A 12,488-nucleotide genomic window follows, 5' to 3' on the forward strand; every position below is an offset into this window, starting at 1 on the left:
GCTCGACGTGGTTTTGCCGATCGACCTGACCGCAAGCGATCAGATTGTTGGTCGAGCGAACCGAGCAGGAGGTGATCGATGAGCCAGACGCAGGTCGACCCCTCGATCGACATGATCCGCTGGACCTTCACGGCGAATCCGGACCGAGGCGACGAGATGGTGGCCTACTTGAACGACCTGGGAGCCGACCTCGTCTCCCGGAGCGACGCCCAGTTCTGGGTCCTCTGGGACGAGCCGGGCTCGGACCTCGACGAGGTGGTCGAGCGTCTCTGGGCCATCAATGGCGCCCCGTTCGAAGTCACCCACGAGACGTTCCATCGCCTCGACCTGCTCGTCTATCAGGCCGAAGACGGCGAGACCGAGTCTGAGGCGGCCTGATCGCGGGCCGTCGACTCCTGACCTGAGGGGGAGCCGGTCCATCGCCGTGACCGGCCCTCACGGATTCTCAGATGAGTGGCCCTCGGCGGATTGGTTCGTCGGATCCGCCACGATCCTCACCCGATCGATTCCCTCACGCCACCAGTCCCTCAAGGGGCCTCGCGAGAGGCTTCGCATGGCATTGGCGGCCGAGGCTCGAGGAAGTTCGAGGTTCGCCCGAACCGCCTCCTCCTCGAACATCGACGCCTCGACCATGATCGTGCCGTCGGGGTCGATGATCCGGCTTTGTCCGTGCGAGCCGCTCAGGTCGTCGTTCGCCGGGGCATTGGCGTGGACGACGAACACCGAGTTCTCGACCGCCCTTGCCTGGATTTGCGCCCGGTACGGGCCGACCTTCCGCTCCTGCCGAATGCCCGACTCGTGCGAGAGGTAGAAGATGACCCGAGCGCCGGCCAGGACCGGCAATCGGACCAGTTCCGGATACCGCTCGTCGTGACAGATGATGATCGAGCAGGGGACCCCTTCGACCGGGAAGACCGAGAGGTGATCTCCCGGGGTGGGCCACGGCTCGGCGAGCTGCACCTTGTGATAGCGCTCGATCACCGTTCCCCTCGGGCCGATGACGATTGCCGAGTTGTACAACGCTTCGCCGTCTCGGTACGGGGTCCCCACGATGGCCGTGATTCCGGCCTCCTGACAGGCCCGGGCAATCCGACGCTCGGCCGAGCGAAGTTGCTCGGCCGTTGCCGCGGTCGCCTCGTCCTCGAAGTATCCCGTGACCGCGCACTCCGGGAAGACGGCGACCTGAACCCCTTCCGCCCCAAGTTCCCGAAGTTGTGCGACGATGCGATCCACATTCGACTCGATCCCTCGAGTCGATCTCAATTGTACGGCGGCCACGCGGAGCGTCTCGGGGGTGGATCCTGACGGTTCCTCCGCGTGCACGGTGGGTGTGGTCGCGGCGACGAGGACCACGAGTATCTGTGTGAAACGTTTGGGCATCATTGCAGTCCCCCAGCTCATCGAGCTCGGCCATCGGCACGAATCCTGATCGAGCCGTATCACCTTACCCTCGATCTGGCTTCGGGCGGTACGTGCTGGCGAAGCCGTCCCCGTTCGGGTGTGATGTCGAGAAACCCGGCTCGACGCCAACATCGGTGGACGGGTCGGAGTTCCGACCAGGTACAGGATCTCTGCGAGGGGCCGTCATGCCAAACGTTCCGCTGTCTCTGTGTTGCGCCGCCGTGATCCTCTCGGGCTCGATCGCCCCGTCGCTCGCGGACGAACCGAGTCGAGACGTGGTGGCCGAGGCCCTCGGTCGTATGGTCCTGGAGCGGGACACGACGATGGCCGAGGTTCGAGACTTCGTCGAGTCTCGCATCCCACGCATGCCGGACGTCGGGACCGAGGAGGAGTGGCGAGCGACGGCGGATCAGATCCGAGCCGAGGTGCTCGACCAGGTTGTTTTCCGCGGTGAAGCCGCGGCCTGGCGCGATGCGGAATGCAAGGTCGAATGGCTCGACACGATCGAGGGCGGCCCCGGCTATCGCATCCGGAAGCTCCGTTACGAAGCCTTGCCCGGTTTCTGGATCCCCGCCTTGCTCTACGAACCCGAGCAGTGCGAGGGCCTCGTCCCGGTCGTGCTGAACGTCAACGGCCACGACGCCGCGGGCAAGGCCGCCGACTACAAGCAAGAGCGCTGCATCAATCTGGTCAAGCGTGGGATGCTCGCCCTGAACGTCGAATGGATCGGCATGGGCCAGCTCCGCACCGATGGCAATAAACACGGCCTGATCAACGCGATCGACCTCTGCGGCTCTGGGGGCATCGCGACGCATTATCTCGCCATGAGCCGTGCGCTCGACCTCTTGCTCGATCATCCCAACGCCGATCCCGAGCGGGTTGGCCTGACCGGCCTCTCCGGAGGGGGGTGGCAGACGATCTTCTACAGCGCACTCGACCCCCGGATCACCCTGTCGAACCCGGTCGCCGGGTATTCGAGCTTCCTGACCCGGATCGATTACCTGTCCGATCTGGGAGACTCCGAGCAAACCCCCTGCGATCTCGCCACCGTGGCCGACTATACGCACCTGACCGCCTTGCTCGCCCCTCGGCCCACGCTCCTGACGTTCAATCAGAAAGACAATTGCTGCTTTGCCGCCCCTCACGCCTTGCCCCCGTTGGTCCAGGCGGTCGCCCCCATTTACTCCCTCTTCGACCGCGAGGCGAACCTACGGCTTCAGGTCAACGTTTCGCCCGGCACGCATAACTATGAAGTCGATAACCGCCAGGCGCTTTATCGGATGATCGGCGACCACTGGTTCCCGGACGATCCCGACTACGATGCCGACGAGATTCCCAGCGCCGATGAGGTCAAGACCGCCGACGAACTGAATGTGCCGCTGCCTGACGACTCGCTCGACCTTCGTCTCCTGGCGCTGAAGCTCGCGGAATCGTTGCCCCAGGAGCCGGATCTCCCGGACGATCCCGACACCGCCGCGACCCGGCGTGAGGAGCGTCGAGCCGCCCTCCGGGCCCTCGTTCGGCCGATCGAAGGGGAAATCGCTGTCGATCGGGTCAGCGACGGGTCGCGAGAGGCGCTCGTGGCGACCACCTACCGGCTCCGGCTCGCCGATTCCTGGACGCTCCCCGCCGTCCGCCTGGAACCGGCAGGTGTCGAGGACCTCGCCGGCACGGTGCTCCTGCTCGCCGACGGCGGCCGGACCGAAGCTGTGGACGCGGCGCTCGCATTGCTCGCCGAGAACAAGCGAGTCGTTGCCATCGACCCCTTCTTCTTCGGGGAGTCTCGCCCGGCTCAGCGTGATTACCTCTGGGCCCTGATGATCGCCACGACCGGAGAGCGTCCGCTCGGGGTGCAGGTCGGGCAGATCCTGGCCGCTGCCCAGGCCATTCGCTCCGCGACCGATGGCGAACCCCCCTCGATGATGGCCATCGGGCCCCGGGCGAGCGCCGTGTCGGTCGTCGCGGCGGCACTGGGCCCCGACCTGATCGCGGAGCTCACGCTCGATCGACCCCTGGCCAGCCTCAAGGAGATTCTCGAAGAGGGCCGGACCTACGAGCAGTCTCCGGAACTGTTCACCTTCGGCCTCCTCGAGGCGTTCGACCTCCCTCAGATCGAGGCGCTCGTGGCTCCCCGCCCCCTCCATCACGTGGCCGCCGACGAGTAAGCCTGCCGGTCGATCGGCGTCCTCCCGCTCGCGATCGACGCCGTCGGGCGATGATTCCCTCGGCGGCGTCGATCGGGAGCGGAGACGCCCGGCGTAACCCAATCGATTCGCACGAGCGGCTCAACCTCGCTACCGCTGGCGAGCCGGATCGTGTAACATTGGTTCAATAAATCGACGGATTCCGGCCCGCGGATCGGGGTCGGTCCGGTCTCCCCGTCTCCAGTCGCTCGGGACGAGATCATGAACCCGCTGACCGCTCCCCATCGTCGCCCGAACCCTACGCGCCGGGAATTGCTTCGTGCCGGTTTGGCAGGGATGGGGTCGCTCAGCCTGCCCGGCCTGTTTCGACTCCGGGCCGAGGCCGCGGCGGCAGGGGCCGAGCGATCGGAGCGCACCGCGGTGATCCTCGTCTGGCTTCGCGGCGGCTGCAGCCACCTCGATACGTACGACCCGAAGCCCGACGCCCCCTCCGAGTATCGCGGGCCGTTCAAGCCGATCGACACCCGGACCCCCGGCCTCCAGCTCACGGAATTGATCCCGCTCCAGGCCCGGATCTCCGACAAATTCACCGTCCTCCGCTCGATGGCCCACACCGGTGCCGGCCACCCTTCGGGGTCGCTCCAGTTGCTCTCGGGCGATCCCGACATGCAGGACAAGCCCGAGCCGGTCTTCCCCGACGTCATGGCCGTGGCCGACTACTTCCGCTCCGGCGGGCCTCCCCGGGCGCTCCCGAACTACATCGGGGTGAATCCGATCGTGCGATACGACGGGTTCGTGATCGCCGGTCCCGCCTTCCTTGGCCCCTCGCACGAGCCCTTCGCCGTGACCGGCGACCCCAGCGCCCCCGATTTCCGGGTGCCGAACATCGGACTCCCCGAGGCCGAGGCACACCGGCTCCAGACGCGTCTCGGCCTCCGGAGGCGGATGGACGACGTGCGCCGAGCCATCGACGCGTCTCGTTCCGTCCAATCGATGGACACGTTCCAGGAGCGCGCCATCGACCTCCTGACCAGCCCCGAGGCCGCCGTGGCGTTCGACCTCGGCCGCGAGGACCCCCGCGTCCGGGACCGTTATGGTCGGCACGCCTGGGGGCAACAATGCCTGATGGCCCGCCGCCTGGTCGAGGCCGGCGTCGACCTCGTGACGACGACTTTCGACGGGCCGCTTTGCGGCCGAGTGGCGAACTGGGACGATCACGCCGTGAATCACCACGTCTTCGACGCCCTTGAACACCGCGCCCCCGCCTTCGACCAGGCCGTTTCGGCCTTGATCGAGGATGTGTACGCTCGAGGGCTTGATCGCCGCGTCATGGTCATCGTGACGGGTGAATTCGGCCGGACACCTCGCATTTCTTACGTGGCCAGCAGCGGAGGCGGGGTTGCCAGCGGCGAGGCGGGCACCGTCCAGCCGGGACGCGACCACTGGCCCCGCGCCAACTCGATGATCTGGGCGGGGGGCGGGATCCGAACCGGTCAGGTCATCGGCAGCACCGACCGCTACGGCGAAGACGTGGCCGATCGCCGGGTCGGACCTCACGACTTCCTCGCCACCATCTACCGACACCTTGGCATCGACCCCGAAGCCACCATCCCCGACCGCTTCGGACGGCCCATCCCCATCGCGCCCGACGGCCGCCCGATTCCGGAACTGGCGGCGACGTCCTGACCACCATGACTCGATCACGGGGTTCGGGACGACTCCGATCAAGGAGCGATCCGGGCCTCCCTCGGCACGATCGGCAAGCCTTCGGTGTGTCCGCGTGGCGAGGAGCCACCGCAGCACGCTGCCCTCGCACGCATCGTCCCCGTCGGGCTCGCCGGGTTCGGGAGGGCAGGGGGACAAGCCTGGCCGTTGGGGATACACTGGTCTTCGACCGGGGCGCGATGTTGGATCACTCTCAGGGGAACCGAGAAACGGTGGCACTCCCTCTCGAAGTGGCCCGATTCCCCCGGGAAGTCCGGCCTCCGGAGCGGCGAGTGGTTCTGCCGGCGAACGGCGGATCACGGCCACCCCGGCAGCATGGGAGCGTCTCGGTCATGCCGCCCGACCCCAAGTGACTCACCTCGGAAAGGGACTCGATGACGCCGACGACTGGTTCCATTGTGTTGTTGATCTACGGAGTGCTGCTCATCCTCGGGGGAGTGATGGGGGCCTCGGCCGGGAGCAAGGTGTCCCTGATTGCCGGCGGAGCGTTCGGAGTCCTCGCGGTCGTCGCCGCGGCAATCACCGCGTATGGCGCGAGTCGTGCCGGTCTGATCCTCGGGGGGATCGTCGCCTTGCTGGTGATGGGATCGATGGCGCAGCGGTTCATGGAAACGAAGAAGTTCATGCCCGCGGGAATGACGGCGGTCCTGAGCCTCATCGTCCTCGTCCTGGTCGTCGTGATCGTGCTCCGGGGGTCGCCCAATAACCCGATGCCCGACCCTGGCTTCGAGGTCGAGGAACCTCGCTGACCTGGATGTTGCCCGATTCCTCCGAATAGGCGTCGATCGCCGGGCGTCAGTCCCTCCGAGTCGCAGCCCCAATCGGCCGTTGTCAAGGCGGCGGAACGACGGACTCGTTCCGGTGGGCCAAGCAACGAGGAGCATTCTCAATGGATCATCGCCTGGCGATCGCGACCCTCTTGTGCCTGGCCTCCCCGAGCCTCTGCTCGGCCGATGAACCCTCGACGCCGACGACAACGACGCCGGGAGAGCCGGCGCAGGTCCGAGAGGTTCAGGCGACGGGTTCCCAGATCGTGGTCGAACTCTACACCTCCCAGGGCTGCAATTACTGCCCGAATGCCGAGCGATTGCTCCAGGAGATGATCCAGAAGGGCCACGGACGAAATCGGGTGATTCCCCTCGCCTTTCACGTTGATTACTTCAACACGCCCTGGCCCGATCCCTTCTCGAATCGGTTCAACAGCGGTCGGCAGTGGGCCTATCACGAGGCGTTCAAATCGCGCGATGCGAACACCCCGGATCTCTACTTCACCCCGATGATCATGGTCGATGGCCGCTATCCGATGAGCGGCTATCATTCCAAGGGGACCGGGCCGCTCTGGCCCTTATTGAAAGCCCGGCTTGATCGGGCGTCCCGCGCACGTCGCGAGGCAAGTCTGACCCTTCGCTTGGAATCCACGCCCGATCGTCCCGCCCATTGCTCGATGACGATCCGAGCCCAGGCGAAGACGGCCCGTCTCTCCGGCAAAGAGCTGCTCGCGTGCGTCGCGATCACCGAGGGGCCGTTGACCACCGCCGTCCCGTCCGGTGAGAATGCCGGCGAGACCTTGATCGAACACAACGTCGTCCGATCGCTGCAGTACGAAACCGTGACGCTCCAGCGAGACAGGCCGACCGAGGTCACCATTCCCGTGACGTTGGCCGAGGGGGTCGACCCCGCCCGCGTTCAGGTCGTCGCCTTCCTCCAGGACGAGGCGACGGGAGCCATGTTCCAGGCGACGACAACCCCCTGGAATGATCCGCCGCCTCCTCCTCGATGATCACGACTCGGCGCGGTCTTCCGGGTCGTCCGGCGGGAAGGGGCATCCGGAGTAGGGGAGTTCGGGGGCGTCCTCGGCACCGACCTCCGCCTCGGACCGGCCGGTCAAGCCTGCGAGCCTGGCCGACATCTCGCGGAGGATGGCCTCGGAGTAACCCGGCCAATGGGCGGTGATCTGCCCCTCCCGATCGATGAGGACGACATAGGCCGAGTTCCGGACCTCGAAGGCCCGGACGATCTCCAGCTCCGCATCGGCGAGCACCGGATAGGGTGTCCCGTGGGTGGCCACCCAGCGATCGGCGACCTCGGGGTCACCGTCGATGACCCCGAGGAACGACGCCCGATCGCCGTAGCGCGCGTGCAGTCGCGCGAAGAACGGCTCGGCCGAGGTGCTGCATGGGCAGCCGTCCTTGATGAAGATGAGAAATACGGGTCGATCGCCGACCAGGCTTGCGGAATCGATCGTCCTGCCCTCATGACTGGTCGCCACGAACCCCGGCGCGGGCCGGTCGGCCATGGCCTCGCTCGCCGCCTGCATCTCGGGAGTCACGAGATGCTCCTCATCGGCGAGGACGCCCGTGATCACGAGAGGTCCCCGGCGGTCCGGTGCCTTGGCCTCCCAGCGCCACCAAGCGAACGCGCCTGCGAGCAAGAACGCCCAGATGGTGATCGCGAAACCCCACTCTCTCGTCGACATACCAGCCCCCGATCCGCAAGGATCGAACCGGCGTGATCGGATGGCTTCCGGCACGCCGGTTCCTGTGCCACGTCAATTGTAGGCGACGGCTCAATAGGCGTCGTCCGAGATGACCTCTCCGCCGTTCCGTGTCGAGAGGGCCCTCCAGGCGATCGGATCAACCGTGTCTTTGAGGAAGCCGACGTGCCCGTCGCAGAAGAGGACGTTCACGCCACCAGGGTGATTGCTCCGGGCGGCTTTCCAGGCGGGATTGTGGGGCACGAACGGCCCGAGACAATCGAATTGTCGGGAATTGGGAGTGAGGAAATGGTTATACATGGTGTTGCGGAAGTCCCCGTCCCACCAGCCCGCCCCCTTGTCGAACCGCCAGCCGCGGCCGGCCGCGGCACACGAGGCCTCGGTCAAGGGGAGGCTGGCGGACCGGGCGAACAACCGGCCAGGTTCATCGGGGATCGGCGACGGCGAGGTCGTGTCGAAGGGGGGGCCACCGGGCCCCAGCAATTGCTCGGACACCGCCGCCGTCTGGCTCGATCCGTCTCGAATCGCGGAAAGGCTGACCACCACGGTCGAGAATGCCCCGTTGGCGTTGATCACGTCGCCCGGCGCCGTCCGGCCCCCGTTCAGGCCGTCGCCCGAGGAGAAGACGTAATTCGTGGGGCCGGACACCGGGTCGACTCGCGTCCCCGAATCGCTCGGACAGAGGAACAAGGCGTCGACCGTTTGTCGGACCGTCTGATTGGCCGGAAAAAACGTGAACGAGCCCGAAACTCCATAACTGCCCGACGCGCCCGTGGCAATCGGCCAATCCATGTTCAATGCGTTGAACACCTGCGACTGTTCCAGGTACGGCGAGAGTTGCGCCAGCGCCGACCATCGGTAATGCAGCGCCGGGATTTGCGGGTCATGGGAACCGGGTGCCGGGTACAGATACCCCACGGGAAACGCATTCACCGTGGCGTGATAATTGTGCATCGCGATCCCGATTTGTTTCAGATTGTTCACGCATTGCGCCCGCCTTGCCGCCTCTCGGGCCGACTGCACGGCCGGCAGGAGCAGGGCGATCAGGACGCCGATGATCGCAATGACGACCAGCAGCTCGATGAGGGTGAATCCCGGGCGACGATGGGCGCGAATCATTACGCAATGTCCTTCCTGAATCTCAAGAAACGAACCTTGTATGGGAAATTGATCCACGAATCGAAAAGTTTTGAAGATGATGGCCCGGCGCGTACGGCGATCGATCTCCCCGATCGGGATCGACCGACGGACGAGGTCCGACCCGGCTCACCTCGCGGGGCGAGCAATGTCATCGGCGGTCGACCCCGGGCGCGGGGGCAGGATCCGGCTCGTCAACCGGGCCGTGTCGTGAGCCTCGGGCCCCGGCTCTGCGGTCCCCGAGTGGTTCCGATCACGAGGCGGCGGTGTCGGCAATCGCCCAGAGGACGGACCATTCGATCGCCTTCGGACCGATCCCGAACCCCTCCACGCGTGCCCGTTGCACGATCGGGCACGCTGGTTCCATGGGAAGACGGGAAACGCGATCCGACGACAGCCTTCGAGAGGCACGTCCTCCGAGCGACGGGGCATCCCAGGCTCCTGGCGTCGCGCAAACCCCGGGGGACCTCCATCATGTCATGATGGTCGTACCTAGCCGGCTGCCACACACCTTCGAGGGACATGGGTCCCGGGGTTGAAGGCTCGTGACGAGCAGCAGGGGCGACATCAAGACATCAAGGCAATCCCGCTCAGGAACGCACGCCGATCCGGGAGGACTCGGGAGGTTCGTCCGGCAGGTCGCCGGGCAATGCAGACGTGAAGCGATCGATGAACCAGGGCAGGGCAGGCCGCGACTTCTTCACGGCTCGACGATCGAGCACCGCCAGATGCGCAGGACGCTCCCTGGGAGACGCGAGCGAAGGAGTGGCTTCCTGGTCGTCACCGCAGGGCACCGGACGAAAGCACGGCGAGGAATCGACGGGCAGCAACTGACCATGGACGAGCGATCGTGATTGCGATTCGGCGGAAGCAACGCCCGAATGCGCCGCCGAGGGGTTTCCAGGCCGTGACATCGGCGTGCAGCAGCACGATGCCGAGCCGCAGGTCGGGCCGCAGCAGCACGCGTGTCTCGGCGTCGGGCTCGCGGAGGGAGCCGATGCGCTCGACACCCTGGTCCAGGGACCACCGAGCAGGCACAGGACGATCACCACCAGGACGGCCCACGCCGATCGGATCGGGATTCGATCTCCGGGCTCGGCGTGGGTCAATGACATGACGATCGGGTGGAAAAAGGTGGGACGCCCCTCAGATGACCCTAGTGTTGAGAGTCGATTCTCCTCCGTCAAGGGTTGACCTCTGAAGAAGTTCAGACGTCACCCGATGCGATCCCGAAGGCTCGCGATCGACCGGAGGACTTCTCGCGAGACGTCCTCCAGCGAGGTCGTGGGCGATGCCAGCAGCACCTCGGCCGAAACCGCCTGCGAGAGCATCAGGTTAATCGTGGGCACGCGCTGACCGGGGAGGGCGTCGCCTCCGGCCCGGAAGTCGGACCGGACCGCGACGATCGGGATGCCAATCGCGAACGCCAGGCCGCACTCGAAACTCGTCCCGCTGTCCGGGTCGGCACCGTCGAGCACGGCGACCACAACGTCGGCCGACCGGACCCCCTCGACATCGAGCCGAAACACGGCCTCGGCCTCCAGCGTCTCGAGCTGTTCGATCGCGGTTTGCGGCAGGAAGACGGTGTGCCCGGCCTCGGTCAATGCTGTCGCCAGGGCTGCATTCCAGGACCGCTCAGCCTGGGTGAAGAGCGGGCCGGCAAGGTAAAGCTTCATCGCGGATGCTCCAGACTTTCGGGCCGAGGGGAGTGCGACGGACGGTCTCGCTCGCCGGATTGCCTCGAACGGCCCGATCGTGCCGATTTTACGCAAGGTGTCGAGCCTTCGCGGCCGATCTGAAACGTTGAGTCGCGGCGGTTGTCTGGCCTGTTCGATGGCGACCCGGCCATCGGAGTCGAGCCGACCGAGGGGTGTCAGGAGGATACCCCGCCCCGGGAGGAGCCGGATCCCGGCTCCCGATCCACCGGCACCGCGAGGGAAGAGGACCTGTCCCGGAGGAATCAACCCGATGCTCCGCCTTGCCCACTATGCCCCGGCCCTGATCGGCCTGGCCCTGGTCGCTCCCGCGACGGCCCGAGCCCAGTCGCACTCCCATGCCGCGCCCGATTGCGAGGCCTGCATGGCTGCTCGCCACGCGAGCCCGGTCGTCGAGGAACGCTCGGGAATCCTCGGCCGCCTCCGGGGCGGAGATCGCGTCTCCATTCCCACCGGTCACCATGTCGATCGGCGTGGCCAACCGATGCACACCCAACCGCAGGGCCATGCTCCCGCCCCCGCCTCCGATCCGTCCTGGGGCCACGCCTCGCCGAATCTCGCCTACGACTACGGGCACGACGCCGACACCGGCTACGCCAATCTCGGTCCCGGGCAGCACGCGATACCGGCCCCTTACGGCGCAGTCGCTTCGGGCGAGCCGATGCCGATCGGCGAGATGCGTACCAGCTATGTCACGCCCAAGCCCCATGCCGCGCCGCCTCCTCCTGCGATCATGCCGAACGGGGCGAGCATGAACAACGGCTTCTCGGGCGTTCCGGTCATCCCGCCCAATCCCGCGATCGAGGCATGGCATCAGAACCAGATGTCGGGTCGCGTGGCGCCCCGGCGGTCCGGGCCGTTGGAGACCATGCTGGGCACCAGCACCTTGATGAACTGGGTCGAGAAGCGCAAGACCCTTCGCGCCATGCGGGCCTCGGCGAGGCAGGGGGCCTACGCCCCTTCCATGCACGAGATGCCGGGCTGGGCCGTCGCCCCTCGCTGAGCGTTCGGCTGCGGACCCGACCGGTACAGACGCTCCGAAATGCCCCTGGCCCAGTGGGCTCGCCACGCGGCGATCCCCCGGTGCCAGGGGCATCGTGCGTTGACGGTTCCGCCGTCGAGTTGCTCGGGTGTCCGCGCCGGAAACGTCGCCCGATGCTCTCAGTTTGCCCAGGCGTTGCGAGCGGAACGGCCTCTCGGGTCGATCGCACGGTTCGATTCCAGCGGGGGAGTCACTCGGGCCGATTCAAATGGGTAAGACGCTCGACTCGGCGCCGATGCTCTCGGCCTCTCCCGATCCGTAGGAATCGCGGGGGGAGGGCCAATCGGCTTGCATCGTTGCCCTGGTTTCGAGCGGCTTCGTCGGAGGATGGCGACGGCCCCGCACAGGACGGCGCGGACTTGCTCGCCTCGCTCGGTTCCGAACCACTCCAGGAGGGAGACTGGCCATGTTCACAAGGGATTGACCATGCGTATCGGACATCGGCGAGGACTGGGACTGGCTGTCGCGCTGTTTGGCGCCCTGGCCGGCAATGCCTCGGCGGGTGGGTTCATTTCGGACATCGCCCCCTGGGTCCACACGATTCCCCGTGTGACCTACGCCCGTAATCTTCAGACCGGCGACCTCTACTACGCCCCGGCGATTCCTTACGGCCACTATGCCAAGGATCACGGCGCGGGACTCGCCGGTGCCGCCGGCCACCTACACGGGGCGGCCGGCCAGCTCAAGGGTGCCCTTCACGGCGCCGGTGGTCATCTGAACGGCTCGGGTCATGGGCTCGGCCACGGCGGCCATGATCACGGGATGGGGCACGGTTCCGGCCTTGGTCACGGCGTGGGTCACGGTCACGGCAACGGAGGCCACGGCCTCGG

Annotated in this window: 13 protein-coding genes; 6 read left to right on the forward strand and 7 right to left on the reverse strand. The window is 66.6% G+C overall.

The features are described from left to right. The first annotated feature begins 78 nt into the window (after positions 1-78). Positions 79-378, forward strand: a complete 300-nt coding sequence (locus AB1L88_RS16980) for a hypothetical protein (RefSeq protein ID WP_367097868.1) — start codon at positions 79-81, stop codon at positions 376-378. Positions 379-435: 57 nt separating this feature from the next. Here the strand turns inward: AB1L88_RS16980 and AB1L88_RS16985 are convergent, their stop codons facing one another. Further along, positions 436-1,533 carry a carbon-nitrogen hydrolase family protein gene (locus AB1L88_RS16985; protein WP_367097869.1) on the reverse strand — a complete coding sequence of 366 codons (1,098 nt, stop codon included), beginning with the start codon at positions 1,531-1,533 and terminating at the stop codon, positions 436-438. 53 nt (positions 1,534-1,586) lie between these two features. Between AB1L88_RS16985 and AB1L88_RS16990 the strand changes: the two genes are divergently transcribed. The 4 genes from AB1L88_RS16990 (at position 1,587) to AB1L88_RS17005 (ending at position 7,050) form a co-directional block, all read left to right on the forward strand. Next, on the forward strand, positions 1,587-3,566 hold the full coding sequence (locus AB1L88_RS16990) for an acetylxylan esterase (protein WP_367097870.1): 1,980 nt from the start codon (positions 1,587-1,589) through the stop codon (positions 3,564-3,566). A 315-nt stretch (positions 3,567-3,881) separates the two neighbouring features. Then, positions 3,882-5,231, forward strand: coding sequence for a DUF1501 domain-containing protein (locus AB1L88_RS16995; RefSeq protein WP_367097871.1), 1,350 nt, complete (start codon positions 3,882-3,884; stop codon positions 5,229-5,231). 413 nt (positions 5,232-5,644) lie between these two features. Further along, positions 5,645-6,019, forward strand: a complete 375-nt coding sequence (locus AB1L88_RS17000) for a TMEM14 family protein (protein WP_367097872.1) — start codon at positions 5,645-5,647, stop codon at positions 6,017-6,019. Positions 6,020-6,159: 140 nt separating this feature from the next. Next, positions 6,160-7,050 carry a DUF1223 domain-containing protein gene (locus AB1L88_RS17005; RefSeq protein ID WP_367097873.1) on the forward strand — a complete coding sequence of 297 codons (891 nt, stop codon included), beginning with the start codon at positions 6,160-6,162 and terminating at the stop codon, positions 7,048-7,050. Here AB1L88_RS17005 and AB1L88_RS17010 read toward each other — a convergent pair whose 3' ends face one another. From AB1L88_RS17010 to AB1L88_RS17030, 5 genes are all read right to left on the reverse strand, one after another. After that, a complete protein-coding gene (locus AB1L88_RS17010) occupies positions 7,051-7,746 on the reverse strand; it encodes a redoxin domain-containing protein (protein WP_367097874.1) in 696 nt (231 codons plus the stop codon). A 90-nt stretch (positions 7,747-7,836) separates the two neighbouring features. After that, the gene (locus AB1L88_RS17015) at positions 7,837-8,883 is read right to left on the reverse strand and encodes a DUF1559 domain-containing protein (RefSeq protein ID WP_367097875.1); all 1,047 of its coding nucleotides are present in this window, start codon (positions 8,881-8,883) and stop codon (positions 7,837-7,839) included. Positions 8,884-9,491: 608 nt separating this feature from the next. Then, the gene (locus AB1L88_RS17020; protein ID WP_367097876.1) at positions 9,492-9,695 is read right to left on the reverse strand and encodes a hypothetical protein; all 204 of its coding nucleotides are present in this window, start codon (positions 9,693-9,695) and stop codon (positions 9,492-9,494) included. Then, complete coding sequence (locus AB1L88_RS17025; protein WP_367097877.1) at positions 9,682-9,864, reverse strand: hypothetical protein; 183 nt, start codon at positions 9,862-9,864, stop codon at positions 9,682-9,684. Before AB1L88_RS17025 ends, AB1L88_RS17020 begins: the two co-directional genes overlap by 14 nt. Before the next feature lie 251 nt (positions 9,865-10,115). After that, positions 10,116-10,577 (reverse strand): nucleoside 2-deoxyribosyltransferase, encoded by a 462-nt coding sequence (locus tag AB1L88_RS17030; RefSeq protein WP_367097878.1) that lies wholly within the window; start codon positions 10,575-10,577, stop codon positions 10,116-10,118. 292 nt (positions 10,578-10,869) lie between these two features. On the opposite strand from AB1L88_RS17030, the gene AB1L88_RS17035 reads away from it, so the two are divergent. Continuing rightward, entirely contained in the window at positions 10,870-11,619 is a 750-nt protein-coding gene (locus tag AB1L88_RS17035) for a hypothetical protein (protein WP_367097879.1), read from the forward strand. Positions 11,620-12,318: 699 nt separating this feature from the next. Here the strand turns inward: AB1L88_RS17035 and AB1L88_RS17040 are convergent. Continuing rightward, a complete protein-coding gene (locus tag AB1L88_RS17040; protein ID WP_367097880.1) occupies positions 12,319-12,480 on the reverse strand; it encodes a hypothetical protein in 162 nt (53 codons plus the stop codon). Positions 12,481-12,488 lie beyond the last annotated feature (8 nt).

The sequence above is a fragment of the Tautonia sp. JC769 genome, assembly GCF_040717455.1.
Classification (GTDB): Bacteria; Planctomycetota; Planctomycetia; order Isosphaerales; family Isosphaeraceae; genus Tautonia.

Bases quoted from the DNA above. Each gene is read 5' to 3' on its own strand.
- AB1L88_RS16980 (WP_367097868.1), top strand. From the start codon at position 79: ATGAGCCAGACGCAGGTCGACCCCTCGATCGACATGATCCGCTGGACC.
- AB1L88_RS17010 (WP_367097874.1), bottom strand. From the start codon at position 7,746: ATGTCGACGAGAGAGTGGGGTTTCGCGATCACCATCTGGGCGTTCTTG.
- AB1L88_RS17030 (WP_367097878.1), bottom strand. From the start codon at position 10,577: ATGAAGCTTTACCTTGCCGGCCCGCTCTTCACCCAGGCTGAGCGGTCC.
- AB1L88_RS17035 (WP_367097879.1), top strand. From the start codon at position 10,870: ATGCTCCGCCTTGCCCACTATGCCCCGGCCCTGATCGGCCTGGCCCTG.
- AB1L88_RS17000 (WP_367097872.1), top strand. From the start codon at position 5,645: ATGACGCCGACGACTGGTTCCATTGTGTTGTTGATCTACGGAGTGCTG.
- AB1L88_RS16985 (WP_367097869.1), bottom strand. From the start codon at position 1,533: ATGTTGGCGTCGAGCCGGGTTTCTCGACATCACACCCGAACGGGGACG.
- AB1L88_RS17015 (WP_367097875.1), bottom strand. From the start codon at position 8,883: ATGATTCGCGCCCATCGTCGCCCGGGATTCACCCTCATCGAGCTGCTG.
- AB1L88_RS17005 (WP_367097873.1), top strand. From the start codon at position 6,160: ATGGATCATCGCCTGGCGATCGCGACCCTCTTGTGCCTGGCCTCCCCG.
- AB1L88_RS16990 (WP_367097870.1), top strand. From the start codon at position 1,587: ATGCCAAACGTTCCGCTGTCTCTGTGTTGCGCCGCCGTGATCCTCTCG.
- AB1L88_RS16995 (WP_367097871.1), top strand. From the start codon at position 3,882: ATGGGGTCGCTCAGCCTGCCCGGCCTGTTTCGACTCCGGGCCGAGGCC.